The organism is Azospirillum sp. TSH64 (assembly GCF_003116035.1).
GTDB lineage: Bacteria > Pseudomonadota > Alphaproteobacteria > Azospirillales > Azospirillaceae > Azospirillum.
On the sequence record NZ_LGQW01000015.1, the window covers coordinates 5,044,367 to 5,070,503 of the forward strand.

Annotated in this window: 28 protein-coding genes; 8 read left to right on the plus strand and 20 right to left on the minus strand. The window is 68.7% G+C overall.

Going from position 1 to position 26,137, the window contains the following annotated elements; all coding sequences use genetic code 11:
* Positions 1-79 precede the first annotated feature (79 nt).
* Entirely contained in the window at positions 80-1,888 is a 1,809-nt protein-coding gene (locus TSH64_RS24205; RefSeq protein ID WP_109448923.1) for a helix-turn-helix domain-containing protein, read from the plus strand.
* 42 nt (positions 1,889-1,930) lie between these two features.
* Here TSH64_RS24205 and TSH64_RS24210 read toward each other — a convergent pair whose 3' ends face one another.
* The 3 genes from TSH64_RS24210 to TSH64_RS24220 all read right to left on the minus strand — a co-directional run bounded on the left by TSH64_RS24210 (position 1,931) and on the right by TSH64_RS24220 (position 4,656).
* Positions 1,931-2,254, minus strand: coding sequence for a cytochrome c (locus TSH64_RS24210; RefSeq protein ID WP_109448925.1), 324 nt, complete (start codon positions 2,252-2,254; stop codon positions 1,931-1,933).
* A gap of 24 nt (positions 2,255-2,278) precedes the next feature.
* Positions 2,279-3,547 carry a PQQ-dependent sugar dehydrogenase gene (locus TSH64_RS24215; RefSeq protein ID WP_109448926.1) on the minus strand — a complete coding sequence of 423 codons (1,269 nt, stop codon included), beginning with the start codon at positions 3,545-3,547 and terminating at the stop codon, positions 2,279-2,281.
* A 305-nt stretch (positions 3,548-3,852) separates the two neighbouring features.
* Positions 3,853-4,656 carry an NAD(P)H-dependent oxidoreductase gene (locus TSH64_RS24220; protein ID WP_109448928.1) on the minus strand — a complete coding sequence of 268 codons (804 nt, stop codon included), beginning with the start codon at positions 4,654-4,656 and terminating at the stop codon, positions 3,853-3,855.
* A 124-nt stretch (positions 4,657-4,780) separates the two neighbouring features.
* Between TSH64_RS24220 and TSH64_RS24225 the strand changes: the two genes are divergently transcribed.
* On the plus strand, positions 4,781-5,698 hold the full coding sequence (locus TSH64_RS24225) for a LysR family transcriptional regulator (RefSeq protein WP_109452999.1): 918 nt from the start codon (positions 4,781-4,783) through the stop codon (positions 5,696-5,698).
* Here TSH64_RS24225 and TSH64_RS24230 read toward each other — a convergent pair.
* A complete protein-coding gene (locus tag TSH64_RS24230) occupies positions 5,689-6,165 on the minus strand; it encodes an Lrp/AsnC family transcriptional regulator (protein ID WP_109448931.1) in 477 nt (158 codons plus the stop codon). The two genes, TSH64_RS24225 and TSH64_RS24230, sit on opposite strands and share 10 nt — an antisense overlap.
* A 246-nt stretch (positions 6,166-6,411) precedes the next feature.
* On the opposite strand from TSH64_RS24230, the gene TSH64_RS24235 reads away from it, so the two are divergent.
* The gene (locus tag TSH64_RS24235; RefSeq protein WP_109448933.1) at positions 6,412-7,737 is read left to right on the plus strand and encodes an FAD-binding oxidoreductase; all 1,326 of its coding nucleotides are present in this window, start codon (positions 6,412-6,414) and stop codon (positions 7,735-7,737) included.
* 45 nt (positions 7,738-7,782) lie between these two features.
* Here the strand turns inward: TSH64_RS24235 and TSH64_RS24240 are convergent, their stop codons facing one another.
* The 4 genes from TSH64_RS24240 to TSH64_RS24255 form a co-directional block, all read right to left on the minus strand.
* On the minus strand, positions 7,783-8,679 hold the full coding sequence (locus TSH64_RS24240; RefSeq protein ID WP_109448935.1) for a LysR family transcriptional regulator: 897 nt from the start codon (positions 8,677-8,679) through the stop codon (positions 7,783-7,785).
* A gap of 103 nt (positions 8,680-8,782) precedes the next feature.
* Positions 8,783-9,013: a hypothetical protein gene (locus tag TSH64_RS24245; protein ID WP_109453000.1), complete on the minus strand. Its 231-nt coding sequence runs from the start codon at positions 9,011-9,013 to the stop codon at positions 8,783-8,785.
* Between the two features lie 110 nt (positions 9,014-9,123).
* Positions 9,124-9,699 (minus strand): TMEM175 family protein, encoded by a 576-nt coding sequence (locus TSH64_RS24250; protein WP_109448937.1) that lies wholly within the window; start codon positions 9,697-9,699, stop codon positions 9,124-9,126.
* Positions 9,700-9,769: 70 nt separating this feature from the next.
* Complete coding sequence (locus TSH64_RS24255; RefSeq protein WP_109448939.1) at positions 9,770-10,468, minus strand: pirin family protein; 699 nt, start codon at positions 10,466-10,468, stop codon at positions 9,770-9,772.
* Positions 10,469-10,601: 133 nt separating this feature from the next.
* On the opposite strand from TSH64_RS24255, the gene TSH64_RS24260 reads away from it, so the two are divergent.
* Entirely contained in the window at positions 10,602-11,534 is a 933-nt protein-coding gene (locus TSH64_RS24260; protein WP_199237654.1) for a LysR family transcriptional regulator, read from the plus strand.
* Between the two features lie 18 nt (positions 11,535-11,552).
* Here TSH64_RS24260 and TSH64_RS24265 read toward each other — a convergent pair whose 3' ends face one another.
* Positions 11,553-12,257, minus strand: a complete 705-nt coding sequence (locus tag TSH64_RS24265) for a YoaK family protein (protein ID WP_109448941.1) — start codon at positions 12,255-12,257, stop codon at positions 11,553-11,555.
* A 223-nt stretch (positions 12,258-12,480) separates the two neighbouring features.
* Between TSH64_RS24265 and TSH64_RS24270 the strand changes: the two genes are divergently transcribed.
* Both TSH64_RS24270 and TSH64_RS24275 read left to right on the plus strand, forming a co-directional pair.
* A complete protein-coding gene (locus TSH64_RS24270) occupies positions 12,481-12,879 on the plus strand; it encodes a hypothetical protein (protein WP_109448943.1) in 399 nt (132 codons plus the stop codon).
* 209 nt (positions 12,880-13,088) lie between these two features.
* Positions 13,089-13,499 carry a helix-turn-helix transcriptional regulator gene (locus tag TSH64_RS24275; protein ID WP_109448945.1) on the plus strand — a complete coding sequence of 137 codons (411 nt, stop codon included), beginning with the start codon at positions 13,089-13,091 and terminating at the stop codon, positions 13,497-13,499.
* A gap of 286 nt (positions 13,500-13,785) precedes the next feature.
* On the opposite strand, the gene TSH64_RS24285 is transcribed toward TSH64_RS24275, so the two are convergent.
* Positions 13,786-14,496 (minus strand): IS6 family transposase, encoded by a 711-nt coding sequence (locus tag TSH64_RS24285; protein ID WP_109095614.1) that lies wholly within the window; start codon positions 14,494-14,496, stop codon positions 13,786-13,788.
* Positions 14,497-14,498: 2 nt separating this feature from the next.
* Here TSH64_RS24285 and TSH64_RS24290 point away from each other — a divergent pair, with 2 nt between their 5' ends.
* Complete coding sequence (locus TSH64_RS24290; protein WP_146208063.1) at positions 14,499-15,656, plus strand: HipA domain-containing protein; 1,158 nt, start codon at positions 14,499-14,501, stop codon at positions 15,654-15,656.
* Between the two features lie 43 nt (positions 15,657-15,699).
* Here the strand turns inward: TSH64_RS24290 and TSH64_RS24295 are convergent, their stop codons facing one another.
* The 10 genes from TSH64_RS24295 to TSH64_RS24340 all read right to left on the minus strand — a co-directional run bounded on the left by TSH64_RS24295 (position 15,700) and on the right by TSH64_RS24340 (position 24,969).
* The gene (locus tag TSH64_RS24295; RefSeq protein ID WP_109448951.1) at positions 15,700-16,605 is read right to left on the minus strand and encodes a TauD/TfdA family dioxygenase; all 906 of its coding nucleotides are present in this window, start codon (positions 16,603-16,605) and stop codon (positions 15,700-15,702) included.
* 32 nt (positions 16,606-16,637) lie between these two features.
* Entirely contained in the window at positions 16,638-17,336 is a 699-nt protein-coding gene (locus TSH64_RS24300; RefSeq protein ID WP_109448953.1) for a ThuA domain-containing protein, read from the minus strand.
* Entirely contained in the window at positions 17,333-18,121 is a 789-nt protein-coding gene (locus TSH64_RS24305; RefSeq protein WP_109448955.1) for an SDR family NAD(P)-dependent oxidoreductase, read from the minus strand. The genes TSH64_RS24300 and TSH64_RS24305 overlap by 4 nt, the downstream gene beginning before the upstream one ends.
* Before the next feature lie 105 nt (positions 18,122-18,226).
* A complete protein-coding gene (locus TSH64_RS24310) occupies positions 18,227-18,787 on the minus strand; it encodes a hypothetical protein (protein ID WP_109448957.1) in 561 nt (186 codons plus the stop codon).
* A gap of 26 nt (positions 18,788-18,813) precedes the next feature.
* Entirely contained in the window at positions 18,814-19,620 is an 807-nt protein-coding gene (locus TSH64_RS24315) for a sugar phosphate isomerase/epimerase (protein ID WP_158285410.1), read from the minus strand.
* The gene (locus tag TSH64_RS24320; protein WP_109453002.1) at positions 19,617-20,432 is read right to left on the minus strand and encodes an SDR family oxidoreductase; all 816 of its coding nucleotides are present in this window, start codon (positions 20,430-20,432) and stop codon (positions 19,617-19,619) included. The genes TSH64_RS24315 and TSH64_RS24320 overlap by 4 nt, the downstream gene beginning before the upstream one ends.
* A 26-nt stretch (positions 20,433-20,458) precedes the next feature.
* Positions 20,459-21,439 carry an ABC transporter substrate-binding protein gene (locus TSH64_RS24325; protein WP_109448961.1) on the minus strand — a complete coding sequence of 327 codons (981 nt, stop codon included), beginning with the start codon at positions 21,437-21,439 and terminating at the stop codon, positions 20,459-20,461.
* Positions 21,436-22,458, minus strand: a complete 1,023-nt coding sequence (locus tag TSH64_RS24330) for an amidohydrolase family protein (protein WP_109448963.1) — start codon at positions 22,456-22,458, stop codon at positions 21,436-21,438. Before TSH64_RS24330 ends, TSH64_RS24325 begins: the two co-directional genes overlap by 4 nt.
* Before the next feature lie 76 nt (positions 22,459-22,534).
* Positions 22,535-24,052: an ABC transporter permease subunit gene (locus tag TSH64_RS36445; RefSeq protein WP_247873121.1), complete on the minus strand. Its 1,518-nt coding sequence runs from the start codon at positions 24,050-24,052 to the stop codon at positions 22,535-22,537.
* Complete coding sequence (locus TSH64_RS24340; protein ID WP_199237655.1) at positions 24,049-24,969, minus strand: ABC transporter ATP-binding protein; 921 nt, start codon at positions 24,967-24,969, stop codon at positions 24,049-24,051. Before TSH64_RS24340 ends, TSH64_RS36445 begins: the two co-directional genes overlap by 4 nt.
* Positions 24,970-25,204: 235 nt before the next feature.
* On the opposite strand from TSH64_RS24340, the gene TSH64_RS24345 reads away from it, so the two are divergent.
* Positions 25,205-26,137: a LysR family transcriptional regulator gene (locus TSH64_RS24345; RefSeq protein WP_158285411.1), complete on the plus strand. Its 933-nt coding sequence runs from the start codon at positions 25,205-25,207 to the stop codon at positions 26,135-26,137.

The window sequence follows — 26,137 nt, forward strand, 5'->3', positions numbered from 1 at the left end:
TTCCGCTTTTTCCGAGTGCCGTCATCGGGTTAGAGTCGGTCGAAACTGGGCCTTCAGCCCTTCCCTTCGCCGGAGGAACATGGTCGAGACGTCGCGCATCCAGTCGCTGCGCGTGGTGGCGAGCCTGATCAATTCGGGCGGGGATCTGGCGACGGTGCTCCAGCGCCTGGTTCTGGCCGCCTGCCGCCATGCCAACTGGTCGATGGGGTCGATCATGGCGGTCGATGTCGAGCATGGCTACGCCCTGGTCGTCGTCCGCCACGACCCGACGCTGATCCAGCGCCCGCTGCCCGACCGCTGGGAGCTGGCGACCAGCCCGTCCCTGGTCGCCCTGCGGCGGAACGAGCCGATCTTCATCCCCGACGCCCGGGTGTCGGAGGAGTTCCCCGGCTATCGCCGCGAGGCCTTCGAGCGCGACTACCACAGCGTGCTGGTCATGCCGATGAACTGCACCGACGACAGCGGCCGGCCGCTGGTGCTGAGCGTCGTGTCCCGCGGCATCATCGAGGTGAGCGAGGAGGATCTGGCCTTCATCGGCATGATCGTCCAGCTCGGCGAGATCGCGGTGGAGCGCCAGCACCGGCTGCGGGCCGAGACCCTGGCCGCCGAACGCCTGCAACGGGCGCTGGAAGTGAACACCTCACTGCTGCGCCAGGCGCTGGAGGACGGGGCAATGGCCACCCTGCTGCCCCGCATCCGCGACCTGCTGCCCTACTCCATCGTCATCGTCGACTTCACCGCCAACCTCGTCACCGCCGACCGGGCGCCCTGCGGCAGCGACATCGGCGACGCCGACTGGCAGGCGGCGGTCGCGGCCGACCTCGGCCCCTCGATCATGAAGGCGGCGCGCGATGCCATCGATCATCCCGCCGCCACCGGGCTCGCCGCCACCGGAGCGACGCTGTTCTGGGAGGTCAAGGGCAAACGCATCCGGACGACGCCGCGCATCGACCCGCTGACCGCCGACGGCGAGGTGGTCGGCGTGCTGATGATCTTTCCGGGACCGCAGCCTTACGGCCAGGCCGACCAGCTCCTGCTCGACGGCATCAAGCACGCGCTTGGCATCCAGATGCTGCGCAACGTCATCCGCTTCCGGTACGAAAACCGGACAGTGACCGAGCTGTTCCTGGAACTGGTGGAGCGGCGATGGCGGGATCCGCTGGACATCGGACAGCGCGCGCTGCGGCTCGGCCTCAACCTCGACCTGCCGGCCCAGATGATCCTGGTCGGGCTGCCCGGCCGCAGTCCGCGGGCGGTGAGTGCCGCGGCCGACCTCCAGCTCCCGGTCCAGCGGCTGCTGTCGCTGCACGGAATCGCCGGCACGCTCGTCACCGTTCCGGCCGGGCTGGTCTGCCTCGTTCCCGCCGTCGACGAGCGGAGCCATGGACCGGTCAAGCGGCTGATGGCGCAGATCGCGCGGTCCGTCGCCGACATCCTGCATGCCGAGCCGTTCGTCCTGCTGACGAGCCGCTGCATGGCCCCGCCGGACTATGCGGAGGCGTGGGAGCGCTCCTGGCGGATGATCAGGATCGCCGAGGAGTTCGGCCGCCCCGGCGTCCTCGATGCCCGGCAGTTCGGCCCGCTGCCGATGCTGCTGGCTGCCGCCAACACCCACGAGGTGCGCGGCTATGTCGCCGACAGCATTGGCGCCCTCATCGAGTACGACCGTCAGCACGGGACGCCCTATCTGGAGACGCTGTCCGCCTATCTGAAGACGGGGTGCCGCACCAAGGCCTGCTCCGACCAGCTCGGCGTGCACGTCACCACCCTGCGCTATCGGCTGACACGCATCGAGGAGCTGTTCGGCATCGATGTCGAAAGCCCGGATCGCCGCTTCTCGGTTGAACTCGCCATTCACCTGAGCGGCGTCATCGACCGGTCCCCCTGATCTCGAAAGGGCTCCGCCGGCCCCCACACCGGTCCTGCTGCGCTATGGCGGCGTCACCTCGATCCGGATGGAACCGAAATAGGAGGCGAGATCGTCGATGTCCGCCTCGCTCAGCGACGGGGCGACCACCGACATCATCTCGTTCCTGCGGGCCCCCGTCTTGTAGTCGGTGAGCGCCTTCCGGAGGTAGATTTCCGGTTGCCCGGCAAGGTTGGGCGCTTCCGGAATTTTGGAAAGCCCGTCCAGCCCGTGGCAGGTCTGGCACTGGATGGCCTTCTTTCTTCCCGCCGCGGGATCTCCGGCGTGGGCGCCGGCCGCATAGACGGCCAGTCCCAGCAGGATCGGCACGCTCCACCGGTATCGCATCCTCATCCTCCCGGCGACTGCCCGTCATTGCCCATAGGAGATCCGGTAGACGGCGCCTGCGAAATCGTCCGACACCAGCAGCGAGCCGTCGGCCAGCACCGCCACATCGACCGGCCGTCCCAGATATTCGCCGTCCGAGGTGAGCCAGCCTTCGGCGAAGACCTCGGTCTTGTCCGCGGTGCCGTCCGGCTTGAGCGAGGTGAACATGATCCGCGCCCCGATGGGCTTGGTGCGGTTCCACGACCCGTGCTCGGCGGCGAAGATGCCGCCGCGGTACTTCGCCGGGAACTGGCTGCCGCTGTAGAAGGTCATGCCGAGATCGGCCGCATGCGCGTCGTATTCGACCTGCGGCGACACCGCGTCTGCCGGCGCCTGCTGGTCCTTGTATTCGACGGTGCGGACCTTGCCGCCCCCATAATAAGGGAAGCCGAAATTCAGGCCCGGCTTTTCCGCCCGGTTCAACTCGCCCGGCGGGACATCGTCGCCCATGCCGTCCACTTGGTTGTCCGTGAACCAGAGCGCCTTGTCCTTGGGGTTGAAGTCGATGCCGACGGAATTGCGCACCCCCCAGGCATAGACTTCGCGGTTCTTTCCGTCGCGGTCCATGCGGACGATGCCGCCGATCCCCCATTTCCTGTAGAGGTCGAGCTTGTCGGCCGCCGGCACGTTGAAGGGCTGCCCGAGCGCGATGTAGAGCTTGTCGTCCGGGCCCACCCGGCACACGCGGGCGGTGTGGTTGTAGCTTTCCTCCTCCTTCGGAATGAGTTCGCCACCCTTGACCACCTGGAAGGCGGCGACGTCGGCGCCCTCATAGAAGAACTCGGCGGCGGGGAAGGTGAGCACCCGGTTCTGCTCCACGACGAACAGGAATCCGTCCTTCGAGAAGCAGACCCCGTTCGGCACCGAGAAATTGATCGTCGGCGCGAAGACCTTCACTTCGTCGGCGACGCGGTCCTTGTCCCGGTCGGTGACCGCGTAGACCTTGGTCTTGCGCGTCCCGACGAAGACAGCCACGCCCTGCGGCCCGACGGCCATGTGACGGGCGTCGGGCACGATGGCATAGAGCGCGATCTTGAAGCCCTGCGGCAGCTTGATCCGCGACAGGGTCTTGCTGATCGCCGCCGCCTTCGGACCGGATTGCGGGATGACCGGAATTTCGGTCACGTCGCCGGTGGTCTTGAATTGCTGCAACTTCTCGAGGTTGCCGGGCGGCTGCGGGTAGTCCTGGGCTCCGGCGGGCATCGTCAGGCATGCAACCGCCAGGAAAAGCGCGGTGTTCAGACCGGTCTTCATGATTCCTCCCATTGCATCGCTCTTTTGGTCGTCGCACGGGTTCTGGGCCCGCTTTCTTGGGTCGTCGACTGGAGCACGGCGCCAACGGCCGCAGGTGGACGCTGGCATCAGGCTTCGGCAATTCAGGATCGTCGCAACCGCTCCATGGCTCATCTCCGTTTCATTTCGGGGTCTGAACCGTGCATCGGTGCGTCTCCAGCGTAGTTGCGGGCGTGCCGGACAAACCACACCCTCGTGGAGGTAGGGCCGAGAAATTCGGGGTATCGCGATTCCTGCGCCGACCGTGGGAGCCTCGCGCCCCTGCCTCATTCGGTCTTGTCCGCAACGCCGTGCTTGAGGTGGAGCGCAAAGCCGGCAGCGCCCGGCTCCTCGAGACCGGGACGGAGCTGCATGGCCGGGATCAGATAATCGCCGCCGTTCTGACGCCGGAAGGGGAGTGGCGGCGTTGTCGCGAGCGTCCGCATCCGCCCGCGCAGCCGCTCCGCGACCGCCTCGAAGCCGGCCTCGTCCAGGCGGTCCGCACGGTAGACCAAGAACGGCGGAAGCACCTCGTAGCCCGGATAGTGGAGGATGCCGTGGTTGATCGGGAACAGCAGGTCGTCCATCGGCCCGTTGATCCCACGCGGCGAATAATGGTCCTCCCAACCGCCTGCGGTTACGATCAGCATGGCGCGCTTGCCGGCCAGGGCCCCTTCGCCGTAGCGGTCGCCCCAGCGCCGGTCGCTGTGCTCACCGACACCATAGGCGAAGCCGTTGGCATAGACCCGGTCGACCCAGCCCTTGAGGATCGCCGGCATCGAGAACCACCAGAGCGGAAACTGAAGGATCAGCGTGTCCGCCCAGAGCAGCTTGTCGATCTCGGCCCTGACATCCGCGGTCAGCGCCGCGGCATCGAAGGCGCCGCGGGACGAGCCGGGCACCTTCAGCCGGTCCTCGGAGGGAAGCGTCGGGAAGTCGTCCCGGTCGATCTCCGATTTCCAACCCATGCCGTAGAGGTCGGACACCCGCACCTCATGGCCCTGTGCTTCCAGGTCCTGGATGGCGACGTCGCGCAGCGACGCACTGAGCGAACGCGGTTCGGGGTGGGCGAAGACGATGAGGATTTTCATGGCCGGCTCCGGCTGGGTGATGCAACCGGTGAGCAGGTATCATGCGGAGCGGCGATCCGGTATATGGTGGGAATGGATATGATTATGCCGGAAAACGGATAAATTGGACGTCACGCTCGAACGCATGCGCACCTTCGTCCGCGTGGCCGAACGGGGAAGCCTGTCAGCGGTCGCCCGCGAACTGGGTATCGGGCAATCGACGGTGACGCGCCATCTGCGGGAACTGGAGACCGCCGTCGGCGTGCCGCTGCTGAGCCGGACGACGCGGCGGGTGACGGTGACGGACGAGGGCAGCCGGTTCCACGCACAATGCGTGCAGATCCTGCGGCTGGTGGAACTGGCGAGCGAGGAGGCGCGCAGCACCCGCGGCGCGCCGGCCGGCACGATCCGCATCTCCTGTACGGCAGCACTCGGTGTCCTGCATGTCGGCCGCCTGATCTTCGCGTTCCAGGATCTGTACCCGGACATCGCAATCGACCTCAGCCTCAGCGACGAGCGCATCGATCTCGTCCGCGACGGCGTCGACATCGCGCTTCGTCTCGGACCGCTCACCGACAGCTCATTGAAGCTGAAGCCGTTGGGCCAATCGAGGCGCCTGCTGGCGGCGGCGCCCCAGTATCTCGCGGGGAGCGGGGTGCCGACGCATCCGCGGGACCTGGGCAAGCATGAAGGCATCCGGATGTCGAACATCGCCGGAAGCGACCTGCTCGTTCTCGAAGGGCGGGGGGAGCGCCACGCACTGCCCTTCGGCGGACGGCTGCAGATGGATCATGGGCTCGCCGTGCGCGAGGCGCTCGCGGCCGGCCGCGGCATCGCTCCCACCCATCTTTGGCTGGTCGAGGATCTTCTCGCGGCCGGACGGCTTGTGCGGGTGCTGCCGGATTATGCGCCGCCCCCGGTGCCGCTCAGCATGCTGATCGTGCCGGAACGTGCGGGCATCGCGCGCGTCCGGCTGCTGGTCGATTTTCTTGCCGAGCGGATCGCGCAGATCGCCGGGATCGAGCCCGGCGCCGTGCGGAGCAACGCGGAGGGTCACACCTGAAACAGCGTCGTCAGCGGCATGTGGGCGCGCACGATCGGCGATTTCAGCACGACATAGCTGAAGTATTTGTCGATACCGATGTCCATGTCGGTCAGCTTTTCCATGATCTCCTGATATTCGCCGATGCCGGAGGTGACGAACTTCAGCATGTAGTCGTAGCCGCCGGACACCAGATGGCATTCCAGCAGCTGTTCGATCTTCTTGGCGGCGGCCAGGAAGCGGGCGAAATCGACCTGCCGGTGGTTCTTCAGCGTCACCTCGGTGAAGACGGTCAGGGTCTGGCCCAGTTTGCTGACGTTGATCTGCGCCGTGTAGCCTTCGATATAGCCTTCCGCCTGGAGCTTCTTCACCCGCATCAGGCAGGGGCTGGGCGACAGATTGACCAGTTCGGCCAACTCGACGTTGGTGATCCGGCCGTTCTTCTGGAGCTGATGCAGAATCTTGATGTCGATGCGGTCCAGCTTCATGGGGAACCCATCCGGTTCGAGGGCGGGAGAGCGGAATACGGCAGCAGATAATTCTGCCGGGCATGCCGGGGAAGCTTAACATGCACAGCCCGCCTGTCGACGGCCGAGTGGCTTTCTTTCGGCGGAACAAAGCGCCGCGCTTTCCGTCATCGGCAGAAGATAATGCCGTTCAGTCGCCCAATGCAGCGCCCGCCGATCCGCGCGCCATGGCTAGATGGTGTCACGCCGAAATCGGAGACCCGCGCCATGCCCGCCCCCTTGCAAACCATTCCGTCCTCCCCGAGCCTGCCCGAACGGGCGGATGCCGTCGTGATCGGCGGCGGCATCGTCGGTGTCTGGGCGGCCTATTTCCTGGCCCGGCGCGGGCTGTCGGTGGCGCTGGTGGAAAAGGGACAGGTCGGGGCGGAGCAGTCCAGCCGCAACTGGGGCTGGTGCCGGCAGCAGAACCGCGACGCGCGCGAACTGCCGATGGCGACCAAAAGCCTGGATTTGTGGGAGCGTTTCGCCGCGGAAAGCGGCGAGGACACCGGCTTTTCCCGCTGCGGCCTGCTCTATCTCAGCAACGACGACGGGGAACTGGCGGGCTGGGCGCGCTGGCGCGATTTCGCCCGGACGGTCGGCGTCACCACCCACATGCTGTCCGCCGCCGAGGCCGCCGAGCGCGGCCGGGCGACCGGGAAGCCCTGGAAGGGCGGCGTCTTCTCGCCGTCGGACGGCATCGCCGATCCGGCCCGCGCGGCACCGGCGGTGGCAAGGGCGATCATGGCGCTGGGCGGCACGGTGCACCAGGGCTGCGCCGCGCGCGGGCTGGAAACCGCCGGCGGACGGGTCTGCGGCGTCGTGACCGAGAAGGGAACGATCCGCACGACGCTGGCGGTTCTGGCGGGCGGAGCCTGGGCGTCCTCCTTCTGCCATCAGATGGGCGTGCGGTTCCCGCTGGCCTCGATCCGCTCGTCGATCCTGTCGGTCGGCCCCAGCCCCTCCGGCCTGCCCGATGCCCTGCACACCGCCGCCGTGTCGATCACCCGGCGTGGCGACGGCGGGCACACGCTGGCCATCAGCGGACGCGGACGCGTCGACCCGACGCTCCAGCAAATCCGCTTCGCGCCGCAATTCATGCCGATGTTCGCCCGGCGCTGGCGCAGCCTGATGCCCGGCGGGACGGAGGGGATGCGCGCCGGCCACGAAACGCTGCGGCGCTGGCGGCTCGACCGCCCGACGCCGATGGAGCGGGTGCGGGTGCTCGACCCAGCCCCGGACCGCGGCACAATCCGCCTCACCCACGAGCGGGCAACCGCGCTGCTGCCCGGCCTGAAGGGCGCGCCGGTCACCGCCGCCTGGGCCGGCTACATCGACAGCACGCCCGACGGCGTTCCGGCCATCGGCGAGGTCGGCAGCCTGCCCGGCCTGATCCTGGCCGCCGGCTTCAGCGGCCATGGCTTCGGCATCGGCCCCGGCGCCGGGCACCTGATCGCCGACCTCATCACCGATCAGGCGCCGATTGTCGATCCCAAGCCCTATCACCCCGACCGCTTCGCCGGCTTTTCCGCCGGCAAGGTCGCCGACTTCTGACCGGCGGCAGGGCCAGAAAATTCAAGAGCCGCCCGGCCAGGAGTTTCAAGAGCTTCCAGGCTCCAGGGCGCGGGCGGCCTTGCGAATGCAGTCGCGCATCAGGGCATGGCTGCCGGACAGCGGGCGCTCCTTGCTGGTCAGGATGGCGATGGGCACCTGGATGCTCGGGCGGAAGGGCCGCTGCACGATGCCGGAAAACTGGCTCCATGGCAGAAGCCCGTCCACCACCGCCACGCCGATGCCTTCGCGGACGAAGGGCAGCGCGGTGATCGACAGGTCGATCTCCACCGCCGGGGCATAGACGCCGCCCTCGGCCTCCAGCGCCGCGGCCAGCAGCCGGCCGGGCAGCGTGTCGACGCGGTAGGAAATCAGCGTCTCCTCCGCCAGATCGGCGAAGCCCAGCTCGGCCTGTCCGGCCAGCCGGTGCCCCTCGGGCATCAGGCAGACCAGTTCGGCGTGTCCGACCGTTTCGACATCGAGGTCGGGATGGGGCATGGCGTTCATCGCCACCCCCAGCAGAACGTCGCCGCTGCGCAGCATGTCGCGGATGTTGCCGATCGGCGCGACCAGGGACCGCACGACGATGTCCGGGTGCGCCTCGCGGAATGCCGTCAGAGCCTTGGGAACGATGGACATGGAAGGCGGAGCGGAGGCGGCGAGACGGACCAGACCGGTGCGGCCGTGACGCATGTCGAGCGTTCGCCGGCGCAACGCCCCCAGTTCCGAGAAGATCCGCTCGGCCTCCGGATAAAGCTCGTTGGCCTCCTGGGTCGGCACCAGACGCCCGCGCACCCGGTCGAACAGCTTGAACCCCAGCTGGTCCTCGGCATGCAGCAGGATCTGGCTCAGGGCCGGCTGGGAAATGTTCAGCATCCCCGCCGCCCCGGTCACCGTTCCACAGCGCATCAGCATGCAGAAGACTTCCAACTGCCGGGCTTGCATTCACGATCCTGGGCTCTGTTCGCCGACCGACTATAGCGATCGACAAGCCCGAGGGTCGAGCGGTAAGGGTGACCGGCCGTCGAGGGCGGCGAGCCCGACGCCGTCAGAACAGCGGGAGCTGGACGCGGCCGCCGTCATCCGCATGGGCTTTCGCGGCACGCAGTGCGGCATCCTGGGCGCCGGCCATGGTGCGCGCGGTTCCGGAGCGGACCTGCTCGCCGGCGACGGTGACGACCCATGCCCAGATCTCCGGCCCCCGCCAGATCACTGCGAGGTCGCACCCGTGGACCCGCGTCACCGCGTGTCGAATCGTCCAGTCCGTCATCGTTGGCATGCTGCCGGCGTCCCCATCGGTTTCACCATGCTGTAGCACAGGGGCGGGGGAGCCAGCCAGCATCGGTCCGCACCCTATCGGTGTAGATCAGTATCGACGCCGGTTTTCCCTCACTCCTCCACGATGCGTTCGATCCGCCGGTCCGGCACCAGCCACAGCAGGATCACCAGGATATAGAGGGCGATGGACAACCACTGCAGGACGAAGGCCAGCGGGATGGCCAGTGCATACAGCCCCAGGCTGATCTTGCCCTTCAGGTCGGCCCCGACCGCCCGTGCCACCACCGACTCGCGTCCGCCGCAGGCGATGATCGCACGTTCGGTCAGGCTGTAGCCGATGGCCGCCATGCCGAGCACGACGCCGTAGGATGCCGTCGCCACCGGCGAGAAGTCGCTGGCATCGAGCCAGCGGATGACGAAGGGGACCAGCGACAGCCAGAACAGCAGGAACAGGTTGGCCCACAGCACCCGCCCGTCGATGCGCGTGGTCGCCTGCAGCAGATGGTGGTGGTTGTTCCAGTAGAGCCCGACATTGATGAAGGACAGCACATAGGCCAGCAGGATGGGGACGCGCTCCGCCAGGGCGGCGAGGCTGCCATCCTCCGGCACCTTCAACTCCAGCACCATGATGGTGATGGCGATCGCCACGACCCCATCGGTGAACGCTTCCAGCCGGCCGGCCTTCATGGTCCGAACTCCAGTCTTTGCGGAGGACACCGCGCCGGGGCGGCAAGGCCCCGGCACGAAATCGGTCTCGTCAGGCCGCATCCACCATGACGATCTCGCTGTCCTCCAGCGCCGTCACCGTCAGGGCGTCGAGATCGGCGATGGCCGCACCGTCGCGGGCATTCACCCGCACCCCGTCGATCTCGACCGCACCGCTGGCCGGGACCAGATACGCGCGGCGGTCCTTGCCGAGCGGGTAGGTCGCCGTCTCGCCGGCCTTCAGCGTCGCCCCCAGCACGCGGGCGTCGGTGCGGATCGGCAGGGCGTCGCCGTCATCGGCGTAGCCCGACGCCAGGGTGACGAAATGGCCGCTGCGGTCGCCCTTGGGGAAGGGCTTGCTGCCCCAGCCCGGCTTCTCGCCGCTGCGCGTCGGCATGATCCAGATCTGGAAGATGCGGGTGGTGACGTCCTCCAGATTGTATTCGGAATGCGCGATGCCGGTGCCGGCGGACATCACCTGGACGTCGCCCGCCTCGGTGCGGCCCTTGTTGCCCAGATTGTCCTGGTGGGTGATGGCGCCCTCGCGGACATAGGTGATGATCTCCATGTCGCGGTGCGGGTGCGGCGGGAAGCCGGTGTGGGGGGCGATGGTGTCGTCGTTCCAGACGCGCAGGTTGCCCCAGTTCATCCGCTTGCGGTCATGGTAGTTGGCGAAGGAGAAGTGGTGCTTGGCATCCAGCCAGCCGTGGTTCTCACCGCCCAGGCTCTCGAAGGGACGCAGTTCGATCATGGTCCGTCTCCTGATTGTGCGACCGATGGGTCCTTGCCGCCTCGGCCGCCGTGTTTCGCTTGAGAGGACAATAGCGCTGGTCTCCTTTCAGGTTTACCCCTATAAATCGCCGCAAGATGTTCAAGAAAGTTGAATGATGAGCAGCGTCGGCACCCCCAGCTTCGACCAGCTCAGCATCTTCCTCGCCGTGGTGGATGCCGGCAGCTTCGCCGGGGCGGGACGGCGGCTGAACCGGGCGGTCTCCGTCGTCAGCTACGGCATCGCCAACCTCGAAGCCCAACTCGGCCTGGCGCTGTTCGACCGCGAAGGGTCGCGCAAGCCGACGCTGACCGCCGCCGGGCGGGCATTGCTCGCCGAAGCCCGGACGATTGCGCAAGCGATGGACGGCCTGCGCGCAAAGGTGCGGGGCCTGCACGAGGGGCTGGAGGCCGAGGTCGATCTCGCCGTCGACGTGATGCTGCCGGCCGACCGTCTGGGCCGGGTGTTGCGGGACTTCGCGCGCAGCCATCCGACGGTTTCGCTGCGCCTGCATGTCGAAACCCTGGGCGCGGTCGCCGCCCTGGTGCTCGACCGCCGGGCGGTGCTCGGCATTTCCGGCCCGGTAGCGGCCGGCATGGACGGGCTGGACCGGACGACCGCCGGATCGGTGCCGATGGTGCCGGTCGCCGCCCCCGACCATCCGCTGGGCCGCATGGCACAGATCGCCCCCGGCGCCGGCCGCGACCATGTGCAACTGGTCCTCACCGACCGGTCGCGTGCCACCGAGGGGCAGGATTTCTCGGTGATGAGTCCGCGCACATGGCGGCTCGCCGACCTGGGCGCCAAGCACGCGCTGCTGCGCGAAGGGATCGGCTGGGGCAACATGCCGCTGCCGATGGTCGAGCCCGATCTGGTCGCCGGCACCCTGGTGCGGCTCGCCATGCCCGACCATCCGGGCGGCACCTATCGCTTCTCCGGCGTCTGGCGGCGCGACACACCGCCCGGCCCGGCCGCCTCCTGGCTGCTCGCCCAGTTCGTGCAGCTGGGAGCCGGCGACCGCGAGGAGGACGGCTTCACCGACCTCTGACGGATGGGGTTCCCGGCATCAGGCCGCAACCGGTGCGGTCGAGGCCGGGTGAAGGGCGCAGAACGCGGTGCCTGCCAGCACCAGCGCGCCGACGACGACCAGGGGCAGCACCAGCCCGCTCTGCATGACCATGACGGCGCCGAGTGCCGCACCGAGGAAGATCGCCGCCACGCTGGCCATCCGGCGTCGCGCATTGGTGTTCGCCCCGCCGGCAAGGCCGGAATCGGCGGCCAGTCCGGTCAGGGTCAGGGTGAGGACCGTCGTCGTCAGATCGGGAACCTTCATCTGCCGGACCGTGGCGTTGCGGAATCCCATGGCGAAGCCGGTCAGGACGATGATCGCATAGAGGGCGGCCGCCGGAGCCTGCGTCCCGACATCGAAGCCCGCGGCGACGGCGGCGGCGATCCAGAACAGGGCCGTTTCAAACAAGGCGGCGGTCAGCAGCCAATGCCGCATCGGCCGGCCGGCGAATCTCCTGCCGAGCCGACCGGCGATCAGGGCGCCGGTCAGGAAGGACAGCAGCGCCGCCACCGCCGGCAGAACCCGGAAGCCCGGCGTCCCGACGACGGCGAAGCCGAGGAAGACGATGTTGCCGGTCATGTTGGCGGTGAAGACCTTGCCCAGGCCGAGCACGCTGACGGCATCGACGAGTCCCGTCGTCACCGACAGCAGCAGCAGGAGGATGGGCAGTGGGGAGGTGCCGGATGCGGCCGGTGCGGACATGGCTGGCGTTTCCTGCGGATTTTTCGGGTGAAGGGGGCAGTATCGGCGGCGGCAGCCGGCCTGGTCTTGTCGCATCGGCACGGCCTTGGACCATTCTGGACCTCCCGGCAGGTCTGGCCGCATGTCTGGCCACAGATCTCCAGCCGCATGGCGAACAGCCTCGACAGGATGGGCGGATGGGTTAGGCTGCCGGACTTCGCGCCCGTCACCAGCCGTCATCCCGATGAACAGCAGCGCCATCCGCTTTTCGGACTCACACCTGCAACAGCGCCGCCCGGTCTGGGAAGCGTTGTCGACGATGTATCTGGACACGGACGTTTCGCTGTCCCGCGCATGGCGGGTGCAGGTTCTTTCGGTCTCGCCCTACAGCCTGGACGAGATGGACGCCATCCTTCGGGAGGAGATCCACCCCGTCTGCTTTTCGAACCTGCTCCAACCCGCCGGTGAATGGGCCGGCTTCGATCCCGCCATGCTCGAGCAGGCGATTAGAGGTCGCAGGGCGCGCTGGCGCTCCAGGCTGCTGGCCAAGCTCAGCCTGGCCCTGCCGGGGTGTTTCCCGACGGCGGAATGGACGGTCACGCGCCGGGAGATCGCCTGTCGGCGCGGAGCATCGCAGACGTGAGCGGCACCGTGCAGCGGCTCCAGGCGAGGCCGGGCACCCAGCTCATGGCGTCGTCCTGATGCCGGATAATGTATCGCAGACACTACACTTCCCCGAAATAACGTACTATCTATAAGACATAAACCGGCATGTCCCGACACTTCGCTTCGATCTGCATCACGTCTCGCACATGAGAGCTGATTTCCGCATCGCGTATCAGGTGTAAGACGATGAAAGCCCAAGACGGAACCCACAGGACCAAAGGGTCGCCGGTCTATCCGGCGGTGGCTCGGGCAATCGGGAAGCTCGGCCAGGACATCTCTCTCGCACGCCGGTCGCGCCGCATTCCGGCCGAGGATTTCGCGCGGGCGATGGGCGTGTCCCGAGCGACCCTCCATCGGCTGGAGAAGGGCGATGCCGGTGTCTCGCTCAACACGCTCGCGATGGCGCTCAACGCGCTCGGCCGACTGGATCTGCTCACGGACCTGCTCGACCAGACGAAAGACGACGTTGCCTTGATGATGCTCCGCCAGGACGTACCGACCCGCGTCTCGAAGCCTCGGGCGAAGAAAAACGTGTCGAAGCCCGATGACGCCACGACCGGCCCCATCGTCTCCACCGATGAGGTGGAGGGTTGGTGAGATGACGACACGGAGAATCGACGTCCGGCTCGGAACGAATGCCGTTCCCGTGGGAGAGTTCATTTACGAGAGCACGGGCACCCGCGAAACGTCCGCATTCACCTATCACGCCTCTTGGCTGGACAACCCGCGGGCCTTCGCCATCGCGCCCGACCTGCCGCTCCAGGTGGCTCCGTTCTACCACGCGCGCATGGGCAACGCCTCCGCGCTTCCCGGCCCGAGGTGTTGTCAACTTGACCAGCCAAGGACGCAGTGAGGCTGAGCCGCCCCGCTGCAGGGTCGTTGGTCAGCTGGCCTGAGCAAGCCCGGTCACCTCGCGCCAAGCGGTGAAGGCGCGAGCACGGGCGACGCGGTACTCGGAGGCGGAGATCAGGTGGCGGCGCAGTTGGAAGTGAGTGTGGATCCGGCTGTGGATGGAGAGAAACCGCTGGGCGTGTCGGACTGATTTGAACCGCTTCATGTGCCGCTCGTGCCATCGGGTCGGCTGGTGTGAGACTTCGCAGCGATTATTTAGGTATCGGCTTTGCCGATGCTCGCTGCCGAGCTTCATCTCCCTCTTCGCTGCGGCGTAAGATTTCAGCTTATCCGTGACCACGACCCGCGGCGCATAGCGCAGTCCTTTCAGTAGCTTGCGAAAGAAGCGCTTGGCCGCCTTGGTGTTGCGCCGGCTCTGCACCAGGATGTCCAGCACCACCCCATTCTGATCGACGGCGCGCCACAGGTAATGCTGCTTGCCACAGATGCGGATGAAGACCTCGTCCAGGAACCACTTGTCGCCCGGCTTGGGCCGGCGCCGCTTGAGGGTGTTGGCGAAGTCGCGCCCGAAACGGAGGCCCCATTCTCGGATGGTCTCGTAACTGACCTCAATGCCGCGCGCCGCCAGCATCAACTCGATCTCGCGCAGGCTCAGGCTGAAGCAGTGGTACAGCCACACCGCTTCGCTGATGATCTCGGCCGGAAAGCGGAAACCGCGATAGGGATTGGACGTCGTGCTCATGCTTGCCAGCCTGCCATGCCAGAGCGGCCAACGCCAACCTGACAACGCCCGGCCCGATTGCCGATGGTTCCCCGGATTCGTGGGGTCGCGCCATCATCAGGATGGCGCTGGGCGGCCGCGTGGACTCGGAACTCGACTACCTGTTGGAGGCCGACGACGAACTCCGCTCCGGGGCGCTTCGCTACTTCGATAAGCCGGGCCCCGCCGGAAAGCCGCTCGCACCCCCCAGGGAGACGGGCGAGATCTCCATCCCGCGCCTTTTCGACCTCGAGCAGATTGTGGCCGAGTCCCGGGCATTCGAGGCGGATCCCATCCACTACCGGGAGAGCCGGGCGAAGATGCTTCACGGCGGTCTGCTCAAGACCGCCGTCGGATCGCTCGGCGGCGCGCGGCCGAAGGTGAACGCCCGCGATGAACATGGCGCCCTGTGGATCGTGAAGCTGGCGAAGATGGACGATGAGTATGCTGTCGCCCGTGCCGAGGTTCTGGCGCTCCGCCTGGCCGGGCGCGTCGGCATCAAGGCGTCCACGGCCGACCTGCTGCCGACCGGCCAGCGCTTCCCCGTCGCGATCATCAGGCGTTTCGACCGCATTGCCGGCCGCGCGGACGGTCAGCCGCACGCCCGTGTCCCCTTCATCTCGGCGCAGACCTTCATGGGGCTGCGCGGTGCCGAGCCGGGCAACTACGTCGATCTTGCCCAGCGGATGCTCACGCACTGCGCGGCACCACGGACCGACATGCGCGAACTCTTCCGGCGGGTGATGTTCAGCATCCTGATCCGGAACACCGACGACCATCTGCGGAACCACGGTTTCCTCGCCGCGCCCGGAGGCAAGTGGACCCTCTCTCCGGCGTTCGACGTGAACCCGGTTCCGGAGGAGGGCACCCTGAAAACCGCCATCTCCGAGATTCACGGCAACGAACTCAGCGTGGCCCGCCTGATCGAGGCCGCTCCGTATTTCCAGACGAGCGAGGACGAGGCCCGCAAGATCGCCATCGGCATGGCCAATGCGATTTCCGCCGAGTGGCGGCAGATCGGAACGAGGCTCGGCATGACCGGGCAGGACATGCGGGCCATCGCCCCGGCGATGGAGAACCGCCAGATCGAGGAGGCACTTGCGCTCGGGCGGACGACGGCTCCCGGCGCCACCATCCCGTGAGGCGGGGCATGCCCGGTTTCCGCTGCCGGGCATGCCGCACCCGTCACTCCGGCACGGAGCCTTTCACCACGACGCGCATCAGCACGCGGCGGTGCTTGCCCATCTCGTAATTGGCGGTGGCGCGGTGCAACAGGCAGCGGTTGTCCCAGAAGACGAGGTCGCCGTGCCGCCAGCGGTGGGTGTGGACGAAGCGGTCCTGCGTCGCATGCTCCAGCAGCTCCTCCAGCAGGGTTCGCCCCTCCTCCTCCGGCATGCCTTCGATGTGGGAGCTGTACATGCCGATGTAGAGGCTCTTGCGCCCGGTTTCGGGATGGGTGCGGACCAGCGGATGGGCGATGGGCGGGGCGGCGGCGATGTCGTCTTCGGTCGGCGGGGCGCTGCCGGTGTAGCGGCGCATGAACTCCAGGCTCTGCACCGTCTTCAGCCCGCCGATCCGCCGACGCGTCGCCTCCGGCAGCGCGTCGTAAGCGGCGGTCATGTCGGCGAACTGGGTGTCGCCGCCGTCCGGCGGCAGTTCCACCGCCTGCAGCATCGTCAGCAGCGACGGCTCGCGCAGGAAGGACTTGTCGGTGTGCCAGAAATAGTTGGAACTGATGAATGGCTTGGCCACCGGGTTGCCGGCGGCGTCCAGGTTGGTGATGGTGTGGACCGCATCCCATTTCGACCCGTCGGCCAGCCGGATCATGTGGCCCTCGATGGGGCCGAACAGTTCGGCGAAGCGGTACATGCGCTCCTTGTCCAGCGACTGGTTGCGGATCACCAGCAAGTGATGGTCGCGGAAGGCCGTCCGCACCGCATCGACCGTCGCGTCGTCGAGCGGCCGGGACAGGTCGAGCCTGTCGGTCTCCGCCCCGATGATGCCGTCGAGCGGCGTGAACAGGGGAATGGTCGCGGCCGAAGCGGCGGAAGCAGCGGCGGAGGAGGCGGCGGGCGCATGGAGGCTGGTCATCGGGACGGTTCCTCGTGCAGGTCGGTTGGTTTTCAAAGCGGTCGGCGGCAGGCCCAGAGGGCGGCGCGCCTCAGGATTTGGCGGTGGACCGGGTGTTCCAGGGAGGCGCGGTCATGGCCCAGCGTGTCGGCCACCACCCGCCCCAGCCCGGCGTCGCGCGCCCACAGGGCGGGCCAGGCGCGTCCCCCTTCCGGCGCCACCAGCGCCAGCGGCCGGACGTCGCCGGCCAGATCGAAGTCGCCGTAGGCCTCGTCGGTGACGGTGAAGGGCGGCAGGCCGGCGGTCAGGGGATGGGGAAGGTCGGTGGGGACCAGGGTGACCGGACCGCGCGGCGGATGGGCGGAGCGGCCACACACCCAGGCGCCGCCCAGCAGATCCTTCCAGTCCGGCCAGTCGTCGAAGCAGATCAGCGCGGTGTGCAGGCCCAGCAGCCCGCCCCCGCCGGTGACGAAGTTCCACAGCCTCCGCCGTCCGTCGGGCGACAGCGAGAAGGCCCAGCGCTCGCGGTGGGGGGCGTATTTCTCGCTGCCCAGCATCCGCCAGCGCAGCGCATAGACGGTGAGCAGGTCGAAACCGCCCTGGTCCAGCGCCGAGAGCCCGGCTTCGATGTCGTCGGTGACGGTCGAGACGACCCCCGCACCGGCCAGGATTTCCTCCAGCGCCGGAGCGGCGTCGGCGAAGGGGTGGCCGATGCCGCCGGTCAGGATCAGGTTGCGGACCGCCCCGCTCATCGGTCGCCCGCCAGGGGCTTCACCGCCGGCGCGCGGCGGGGCAAGTGCATCTTCAGGCTGAAGGACACGCCGCCATCGACCATGAGATGCTGTCCGTGGATGTAGCGCGCCCGGTCCGAGGCCAGGAACAGCACCGCGTCGGCGACATCGTCGGCGGTGCCGAGCGACCGGGCGGGAACGGCGGCGCCGCGCACCGCGCGCACCTCCGCATCCGCATAGATCGGCGCCGACATGCCGGCGTCGATGAAGCCGGGGGCGACGGCGTTGACCCGCACGCCGCGCGGCGCCAGCGCCAGCGCCAGATGTTCGGTCAGCAGCGCGACCGCCGCCTTGGTCGCCGGATAGGCCCCGGCGTCGGGGCTGGGGGCGACGGCGTTCAGCGAAGTGATGTTGACGATGGCCCCCGACCCGCGCTCCGCCATCCGCCGCGCCACGGCGCGGGTGACGATGAAGGTGCCGGTCAGGTTCACGTCCACCACGCGGCGGAAATCGGCAACGCTGTGCTCCAGCAGGTCGCCGAAGCGGACGATGCCGGCATTGTTGACCAGCAGGTCGGGACCGTCGCCGAACGCCTCTGTCATCGCCGCGACCACCGCGTCGATCTGCGCCTCGTCGGTCACATCGGCGGTGAAGGCCAGGGCACCGGGAATGCGCGCGGCCTCGACCTCCAGCCCGGCGGCATCGAGGTCGAGCAGCGCCACGCGGTATCCTTCGCCGGCCAGACGGCGCGCGATGGCCGCGCCCAGTCCGCCGCCGGCTCCGGTCACCAGAGCGGTCTTGGTCATGCGATCCTCCCGGGAAAGCGGGTTTTGAACATCGACGGAATCGCCGTCGCGGCGTGCTCTGCGCCCATCGCTGTGGTCTTCCTTGTTCCGGATGCGGGCGGCCCGTCAGCCGCGCGGGCGCCTGTTGACGACGGTTCCGGCCTCGGGCTGGAAATAGCTGCGCTCGGGCTTGTAGGTTCCGCTCGCCACGGTGATGCCCCAGCTTCCCGGCTCCAGCGCCATGAAGCCGTGGATGTCGGCGGGCGGGGCGATCACCACGCTGTCGCCCGGCTCCAGCACGCGATCCTCGACCACGCTCAGGTCGGCCTTGCCGGGAACCGAGCCGTCGTCGCGCCGCTCATAGACGGTGTGCTTCACCCGCCCCCGGTAGATCGCCATGCTCTCCCAGTTGCCATGGTCGTGGACGGCGATGGGCTGGCCGTCGGGCAGCTCGAACAGCAGGATCGACAGGTCGCCGTCATAGTAGAGGTACTGGGAATTGGCGACGTGGTTGCCGATGCGCGGCACGCCGGCGGTGCACAGGTCGGGCCGGGCGGCGAGTGCCGCCAGCGGTTCGCGCAGCGCCTCCGTCAGGCGGGCGGTGTCGTGTCCGTGCGTCTCGATCGCCCGGATCGCCGCCTGGGCGCAGGCGCGGATGGCGGTGCCGGTCTCGGGGCTGGCGGCCATAATGGTTCCTCCTGGGTGGGCGGTGGTCAGAGCGTCGCCAGCAGGCGGCGGGTGGCGGCAACGGCGCGTGCCACGCGGGCCGGCGCGTCCATCGTCCGCGCCAGGGCGGCGGTGGGGATTTCGAGGGCGAGCGGCAGGCCGGGCGGAAGCGCGCGCAGCAGCCCGGTCAGGTCGATGCCGCCGTCGCCGGGGAACAGCCGCTCCTTCACCGCGGTGTGCAGCAGGGACTCGCGGTCGGTCCGATAATCGCGCGGGGCGTCGCAGAGATGCATGTAGGCGAACAGGCCGGGCGGGATCGCCGCCACCTCGGCCGGCGTGCCGCCGGAGCGGTCGTAATGCAGCGCGTCGAGCGCGATGCCGATGTTCGGGCGACCCACCCGGCCGATCAGCCGGGCGGCGGCGGCGGCGCTCGGCACGCTCATCCAGGGCACGAACTCGAACTGCACGCTCAGGCCGAAGCCGGCGGCATCGTCGCACAGCCGCCCCAGCCTTGCCGCCAGCCGCCCCTCGTCGGGGTCGTCGCCGGTCGCCAGAACATGGCGGGCGCCCAGCTCGGCCGCAGCCTCCAGGAAGGGGCGGAAGGCGTCGAGGTCGGTGTGGGGCAGGACGCGGGCGGTGTTGGCGTCGAGCGCCGTGACGCCGCGGTCGGCCATGCGCCGCTTCATCTCGCGCCTGAGGGCGGGGTCGGCCAGCAGCGGCATCGGATCGCCGTCGGGCTGGCCGCCCAGCAGGCGCAGGCCGACATGGGCGCAGCCCTGGTCCGCCGCCACCGCCACCATGTCGGGCGGCGACAGCTCCGGCACCGTGTAATAGGAGAGCGACAGCGGGTTCACGCGGCACCTCCCGCCTGGAGGGGGGCGGGAGCCGGACGGACGCCGCCATACTGCGCCCAGCTGCCGGCGACGTGCCATCCGGCATCCACCACCAGGTTGACGCCGGTGATCGCCGACGCCCGGTCGGAGGCCAGGAACTCGATGCTCTCCGCCACCTCGCGGGGCTGCACGATCCGGCCGAGTGCTGTGAATTCGGCCGGATCGGCGGCGTAGCGGCCCGACCGGATCCGCTCGACCACCCGCGGCACCAGCGTCGAGCCGGGCGAGACGCAATTGACCCGGACCCCGGCGCGCCCCCATTCCCCGGCGAGGTTCAGCGTCAGGCTGACCACCCCGGCCTTGCTCGACGCATAGGCATGGACCGGCACCGAGCCGATGGCGGCGATCGACGCGATGTTGACGATGCTGCCCCGTCCCTGCCGCGCCATGCGGGTGCCGAAGGCGCGGTTGGCGTAATAGGTGCCGGTCAGGTTGACGTGGATTGTGCGCTCCCACACCTCAAGCGGCAGCTCGGCCGGCGGCAGCACCGGCTGGAAGACGGCGGCGGCGACCACCAGCGCGCCGACCGGGCCGTGCGCCGCCTCGATGGCCGCCGCCGCCCGCTCCACCGCGCCGGCGTCGGCGATGTCGAGCGCCAGCGCGGCGCCGCCGAGGTCGCCGGCAACCCGCTCCGCGGCATCCGGGTCGAGGTCGGCGACCGCCAGCCGCCAGCCGCGCGCCGCCATCAGCCGGGCGGTCTCCTCGCCGATGCCGTTGCCGCCGCCGATGACGACGGCCAGCGCGCCGCCCGCGGTCGAGGTCTGCTGCGTCATGGCCGGGTCCATGGCCGGGTCCTCCGTCACTTGCGCAGATCTGCGGCGAGGAAGGAGTCGTCCAGCACCTTCGACCAGTCGACCGGGCCGGACCATTCGCCCATGCGCTCCATGCCCTTGACCCAGATGTTCAGGGCGTCCATGTCGAAATCGCCCTGGCTCCAGTACTTGATCGCCGCCATTCGCTTCATCGAGGCGGTGGCGACATCGACCGGCAACGTGTCGCCATAGCGCTTGGCGACCATCTTCGCGGCCTCTTCCGGATTCTCGTAGATGAAGTTCACCGCGGAGCGCCAGGCAGCGAGCAGCCCGCGCAGCTGGTCCGGGCTCTTGCGCATGAAGTCGCCGGTGGCGACGCCGACGGTCGGCGTCATCGACGGCAGGTTCTCCAGCGAGAAGGCGACCTTATAGCGGTCCTTGCGAGCGCTGTAGAGCGGCTCCAGGATCAGCGCCGCATCCACCCCGCCCTGCTCCAGCGCCGACAGGCCCGAACCGACCGATCCCAGCGCCACCATGTCGGCCTTGCCAGGGTAGCCGGCCGCCTCGAAGGCCATGACGACCATCAGCTCGCTCGACGATTTCGGCGCGGTGATGCCGACCTTGCGGCCGACCAGATCCTTGACCGAGGACACGCCGCTGTCCGGCCGCGTCACCCACAGCAGGTCGTCCACCCGGCGGATCGCGGTGTGGACGATGCGGATGTCCATGCCCTGCCGGATGCCGGCCAGCGCGGTGGAGGTGCTGACGATGCCGTAGCCGAGCCCGCCGCCCACCATGTTGCGGATGCCGGTGCCGCCGCCCACCGAACTCATCACGTCGGTGACGTCGACGCCGTTCTTCTTGTAGTCGCCGCGCTCCAGCGCCACCGCGATGGGTGCGGTGTTCAGCAGGGCGCCATAATGGGACGCCATGATCTCCAGCGCATGGGCCTGCGGTGCCGAGGCCAGCAGGCCGCCGATCAGCGGCACCGCCGCCAGCGCGCGGGTCAGGAAACGGGTGATGGTCATGGCGTCCCTCCGTTGTGCGTTTTGTCTTTTCTCAGCAGCCGGCGGGCGTTGCCGGCCAGCGCGGGCGACACGGCGCCGTGGTGCCCGTCCTCCGGCTGGTCCCAGCCGGCGAAGTTGGTGCCGAAGACCAGCCGGTCCGGCCCGACCACCTGGGTCAGCAGCGCCAGCGCCCGGTCGTCGTTCAGGTGCGTGTCGAACCACAGGCGCGACAGCATCTCCTCGAAGGCGCCGTCCTTCTTCATCGACTGGCTGGCCCACGGGCGCTTCATGCCGGCCTGCGCCAGCCGCCCGGCGGTGAAGGCGGCGGCACCGCCGCCATGGCTGATCCAGACGTCCAGCCGGGGATGGCGCTCCAGCACGCCGCCGAAGATCAGGGTGGCGACGGCGATGGTCTCCTGCGCGGCGAAGCCGATGATGACGTCGAGGTCGAAGCGCTTCAGCGCCGGGTCGCCGGGCGGCCCGTCGATGCCGGCCGGGGCCGGATGCAGGAACAGCGGCACGTCCAGCCGGACGAACGCCTCGTAGAGCCTGTCGAACTCCGGGCTGTGCAGCGGCTCGCCCGCGAATTCGGTGCCGGTCGCCGCCCCCCACAGCCCCAGCTCGCCGACAGAGCGTTCCAGCTCCTCCGTCGCCGCGCGCGGGTCCTGCATCGGCAGGGCGGCCAGTCCGCCCAGCCGGTCCGGATAGCGCGCGACCAGCTCGGCCAGCGCGTCGTTGTGCCGGCGGCAGAAGGAGACGGCGGAGGGCACGTCGATGTGGTGGAAGTAGTTCAGCGGACTGGCCGACAGCACCTGGAAATCGATGCCGGACCGGTCCATGCGGCGCAGCCGCAGCTCCGGGTCGGTGAAGGGGCTGTTCAGGTGGCGGACGCCGCTCAGCCGGTAATTGCCGACGCGGTACCAGGGCTGGCCGGTCTCGTCGACGCCATGCTCCGGGCCGTGGATGCCGGCGGCGCCGTTGGTCGCCTCCAGGCGGACATGGGCATGGACGTCGATCAGCGTCGCGGTTTCGATGGGCATGGGAAGGTCCTTTCCGCCGGACAGGCCGGCGGCCGGGAAGGAAGGGCTGGCGAAAGGCGTCGAATACGGGCGCCGCTCAGGCGACCCGGTGCATCCGGTTGTCGAGCGCGAGCAGCGCGCTGTTGACCGCCAGGGCGAACAGGCCGATCAGCACGGTGACGCTCATCATCGTCGCGGTGTCGTTGACGCTGATGCCGTTCATGATCATGAAGCCCAGCCCGCGCTTGGAGGCGAACATCTCGCCGACCATCACGCCCAGCAGGGTGATGGAGAAGCTGATGCGCAGGCCGGTCACGATCTCCGGCACCGTCGCCGGCACCAGGACCGCGGTCAGCGTCTGCATCCGCGTCAGCCGCATGGCGCGGGCCGAGCGCCGCAGCACCGGGTTCATGGCGCGGATGGCGCCCATGGTGACCAGCATCATCGGGATGAAGCCGTGGAGCGTGCCGAAGGCGACCTTCGCCGGCATGCCGAGCCCGAACAGCAGCAGGATCACCGGATAGAGCGTGACCTTGGGAATGGCGTAGAGAGTGACGAACAGCGGCTCCAGCACGTCCGACAGCGCACGGTTGGCACCGATCAGCACCCCCGCCAGCCCGCCGCCGAGGCAGGAGATCAGCAGCGACAGCCCGAGCGCCTTGGCGGTCTCCGCCACATTTTCCCAGAAGGACGGGTTGCCGAACAGGACGGTCATCCGGTTCAGGGTGACGGCGGGCGAAGCCAGCGCCTCGTCCCCGGCTAGCCCGTGGAACAGCTGCCAGCCGCCCAGGATCAGCAGGGCGATGACGGCGGCGGCCACCAGCTTCTCCCCTGCCCCGGCGGTGTCGCGGGCGGCGCCGACGCGGCCCGCACCGGAACGGTGGCGCACCCGCTGTTCCGCCCAGTGCAGCAGCACGGTCAGGCTGGAGACGAAGACCACGACGAACAGCAGCAGCGCGTACATCGTCCGGTCCTGGAGATTGTTGTACGCGAAGGCGATGGAGTAGCCGAGCCCGCTGCCGGCCAGGATGAACTCCGCCCCGATGACGCCGGTCACCGAATAGCTCAGCGCCAGCTTCACCCCGGTGAAGATGTGCGGCCCGGCGGCCGGAAGCTGGATCAGCAGCGCGTCCTGGACGCGGTCGAGGCGGTAGGTGCGGCCGACCTTGCGCAGCACCGGCGGGATGCGGTCCAGCCCGGACAGCGTCGCCGTCACCATCGCCATCACCGCATAGAGGAAGCCCATGGCGATGATCGGCAGCGCGTTCATGCCGAGCAGCACGATGAACAGCGGATACAGCACGAAGAACGGCAGGGCGTAGTAGCTGGCGATCAGCGGCTCGACCGCCCGGCGGACCCGCGGCAGGGCGTGGAGCGCGACGCCGCCGGCAAAGCCAACGACCATCGCGGCGACGGCGGCGGCCAGGATGTTGCGCAGGGTGAAGCCGATCTGCGACCAGAAGCCGTCGGTTCCCATCAGACGGACCAGCTCGGCCAGCATCTCCGACGGCGGGATCATGGTGGCGCGCCCGACATAGCCCAGCCGGCAGGACGCCTCCAGCGCCAGGACGGCCGCGACGGTGATCAGCAGGCGCTGGATGCCGGCCCGCGTCATCCCGCGACCCTCCGCTGGCTGGCCATCGCCTTCAGCGACTCCTCGCGCAGCGTGTTCCACAGCCGGGTGGTGACCTCGCCGAAGGCGGGTTCGGCGGCGATGGCGCTGGTGCGGTCGCGCGGCCAGCCGGTCTCCACGATCTCGATGAAGCGGCCGGGGCGCGACGACATCACGCCGATGCGGTCGGACAGCATCGCCGCCTCGTCCAGCGCATGGGTGATCAGCAGCACGGTCGCCCCGCTGGCCCGCCACAGCCGCAGCAGCTCGTCGCCCATCAGCAGGCGCGTCTGCTGGTCGAGCGCGCCGAACGGCTCGTCGAGCAGCACGAGGCGCGGACGCATCACCAGCGTCCGGGCGATGCAGACGCGCTGGCGCATGCCGCCGGACAGCTGGTTGGGATAGGCGTCGGCGAAATCGTTCAGCCCCATGAAATCGATGGCATGGCGAACGCGCTCCTCCGCCTCCGCACCGCGGAAGCCGGCGCGGCGCAGGCCGAAGGCGATGTTGTCGCGCACGGACAGCCAGGGGAACGACGCATCCTCCTGGAAGACCACGCCGACCCCGTCGGGAACCGTGCCGCGCACGCGCTTGCCCTCAAAGGTGATGGTGCCGTCGGTTGGGCTGCTCAGCCCGGCCAGCACGTCGAGCAGGGTGGATTTGCCGCAGCCGGACGGCCCGACGATGGAAAAGAACTCTCCCCGGCGCAGGTCGAGGTCGACCGGACCCAGCGCATGGACCGCCGATCCGAAGATGCGGGTGACGCCGGTCATCACCGCGTGGGCGCCGGCCGCGAGGCCGTTGGAACCCTGGGCACCGCTCGGACCCTGGGCGCGGCCGAAGGGAATGGGCTGCGCCGGATGGGACGCGCCTGCCGCATCCTGGGGGACCGGTGCTCTTTCTGACGATAGGCCACGCATGGGCTGCATCTCCCTCCCGGTGTCGGGCGTTCGGCGTTGCGCCTGAATTCTGTTTGTTTTGTAAGCATACAAATGCAGCCCGCCGGCCCTGTCTAGGACAGCTTTGGACCACCCCCATACAAAAATTGTTTGCCCTCCCCCACCGCCGATGCGAGGCTTCCGTCCCTGCCGGTGGCGTGCCGCAGGGCCGCCCCACTGGACCGCCCCACTGGACCGCAACGATGGATCGCGACCGATGCGCAGCCGCCAGTTGGAAAGCTTCATCCTCGTCTGCGAACTGGGCAGCATCAGCAAGGCGGCGCTGGCGCTGAACATCGCGCAGCCGGCGCTGGGGGTGCAGATCAAGGCGCTGGAGCGGGAGTTCGGCGTGCCGCTGCTGGTCCGCACCGTCACCGGAACCCACCCCACCCCGGCCGGCCTCCTCTTTCTGGAAGAGGCGCGGCTGATGGTGCGGCGCCTGCAGGACTTGAAGCGCTCGCTGCGCGAGGCCGCCGGGCAGGTTCCGAGAACGCTGGCCGTGGGACTGACCCCCAGCCTGTCCGGACTGCTGGCCGGCAGGCTGATGGAGCGGCTGCACGGCGCCCTTCCGGGGGTGGAACTGAAGCTGTTCGAGGAGCTGAGCCATGCCCTCATCGGCCATGTCTCGTCGGGCAAGCTGGATCTGGCGCTGGCCTACACGGTGCCGCGCAGCCGCATGCTGCACCGGGAACCGCGGCTGAACGAGGCGCTGTGCCTGATCACCCATCCGGGTTCGCGGTTCGACGGGACCGGCCCGCTGTCGCTGGCGGCCATCGCCGACGCCGACCTGGCGATGCCCAACGAGGGCGATCTGGTCAGGCGCCTGGTGACCGATGCGATGACGGCGCGCGGTCTGGTGCCGAACATCGCCTTCTCGCTCGAATCGATGCAGGCGATCAAGGACATGGTCCGGCGCGGACTGGCTTGCGCGATCCTGCCGCACAGCGCCGTCGCGGAAGACATCCAGGCCGGCACCCTGGTGATCCGGCCAATCTGCGACCCGGCGCTGATGCGCACGCTGTTCCTCATCCATCCCGCCGGAAGCGAGGTGAATGCCGCCACGGCACAGGCGCTGCGCATCATCGACGGCCTGCTGGACGAGTTGAGGCGGAGGGACCGGAACTTCACCGTCGCGACGGAAGAGGAGTGA

Excerpts from the sequence above, each read along its gene's own strand:
- TSH64_RS24205 (WP_109448923.1), top strand. The coding sequence starts at position 80 with ATGGTCGAGACGTCGCGCATCCAGTCGCTGCGCGTGGTGGCGAGCCTG.
- TSH64_RS24210 (WP_109448925.1), bottom strand. The coding sequence starts at position 2,254 with ATGCGATACCGGTGGAGCGTGCCGATCCTGCTGGGACTGGCCGTCTAT.
- TSH64_RS24215 (WP_109448926.1), bottom strand. The coding sequence starts at position 3,547 with ATGAAGACCGGTCTGAACACCGCGCTTTTCCTGGCGGTTGCATGCCTG.
- TSH64_RS24220 (WP_109448928.1), bottom strand. The coding sequence starts at position 4,656 with ATGAAAATCCTCATCGTCTTCGCCCACCCCGAACCGCGTTCGCTCAGT.
- TSH64_RS24225 (WP_109452999.1), top strand. The coding sequence starts at position 4,781 with ATGCGCACCTTCGTCCGCGTGGCCGAACGGGGAAGCCTGTCAGCGGTC.
- TSH64_RS24230 (WP_109448931.1), bottom strand. The coding sequence starts at position 6,165 with ATGAAGCTGGACCGCATCGACATCAAGATTCTGCATCAGCTCCAGAAG.
- TSH64_RS24235 (WP_109448933.1), top strand. The coding sequence starts at position 6,412 with ATGCCCGCCCCCTTGCAAACCATTCCGTCCTCCCCGAGCCTGCCCGAA.
- TSH64_RS24240 (WP_109448935.1), bottom strand. The coding sequence starts at position 8,679 with ATGCAAGCCCGGCAGTTGGAAGTCTTCTGCATGCTGATGCGCTGTGGA.
- TSH64_RS24245 (WP_109453000.1), bottom strand. The coding sequence starts at position 9,013 with ATGCCAACGATGACGGACTGGACGATTCGACACGCGGTGACGCGGGTC.
- TSH64_RS24250 (WP_109448937.1), bottom strand. The coding sequence starts at position 9,699 with ATGAAGGCCGGCCGGCTGGAAGCGTTCACCGATGGGGTCGTGGCGATC.
- TSH64_RS24255 (WP_109448939.1), bottom strand. The coding sequence starts at position 10,468 with ATGATCGAACTGCGTCCCTTCGAGAGCCTGGGCGGTGAGAACCACGGC.
- TSH64_RS24260 (WP_199237654.1), top strand. The coding sequence starts at position 10,602 with ATGATGAGCAGCGTCGGCACCCCCAGCTTCGACCAGCTCAGCATCTTC.
- TSH64_RS24265 (WP_109448941.1), bottom strand. The coding sequence starts at position 12,257 with ATGTCCGCACCGGCCGCATCCGGCACCTCCCCACTGCCCATCCTCCTG.
- TSH64_RS24270 (WP_109448943.1), top strand. The coding sequence starts at position 12,481 with ATGAACAGCAGCGCCATCCGCTTTTCGGACTCACACCTGCAACAGCGC.
- TSH64_RS24275 (WP_109448945.1), top strand. The coding sequence starts at position 13,089 with ATGAAAGCCCAAGACGGAACCCACAGGACCAAAGGGTCGCCGGTCTAT.
- TSH64_RS24285 (WP_109095614.1), bottom strand. The coding sequence starts at position 14,496 with ATGAGCACGACGTCCAATCCCTATCGCGGTTTCCGCTTTCCGGCCGAG.
- TSH64_RS24295 (WP_109448951.1), bottom strand. The coding sequence starts at position 16,605 with ATGACCAGCCTCCATGCGCCCGCCGCCTCCTCCGCCGCTGCTTCCGCC.
- TSH64_RS24300 (WP_109448953.1), bottom strand. The coding sequence starts at position 17,336 with ATGAGCGGGGCGGTCCGCAACCTGATCCTGACCGGCGGCATCGGCCAC.
- TSH64_RS24305 (WP_109448955.1), bottom strand. The coding sequence starts at position 18,121 with ATGACCAAGACCGCTCTGGTGACCGGAGCCGGCGGCGGACTGGGCGCG.
- TSH64_RS24310 (WP_109448957.1), bottom strand. The coding sequence starts at position 18,787 with ATGGCCGCCAGCCCCGAGACCGGCACCGCCATCCGCGCCTGCGCCCAG.
- TSH64_RS24320 (WP_109453002.1), bottom strand. The coding sequence starts at position 20,432 with ATGACGCAGCAGACCTCGACCGCGGGCGGCGCGCTGGCCGTCGTCATC.
- TSH64_RS24325 (WP_109448961.1), bottom strand. The coding sequence starts at position 21,439 with ATGACCATCACCCGTTTCCTGACCCGCGCGCTGGCGGCGGTGCCGCTG.
- TSH64_RS24330 (WP_109448963.1), bottom strand. The coding sequence starts at position 22,458 with ATGCCCATCGAAACCGCGACGCTGATCGACGTCCATGCCCATGTCCGC.
- TSH64_RS36445 (WP_247873121.1), bottom strand. The coding sequence starts at position 24,052 with ATGACGCGGGCCGGCATCCAGCGCCTGCTGATCACCGTCGCGGCCGTC.
- TSH64_RS24340 (WP_199237655.1), bottom strand. The coding sequence starts at position 24,969 with ATGCGTGGCCTATCGTCAGAAAGAGCACCGGTCCCCCAGGATGCGGCA.
- TSH64_RS24345 (WP_158285411.1), top strand. The coding sequence starts at position 25,205 with ATGCGCAGCCGCCAGTTGGAAAGCTTCATCCTCGTCTGCGAACTGGGC.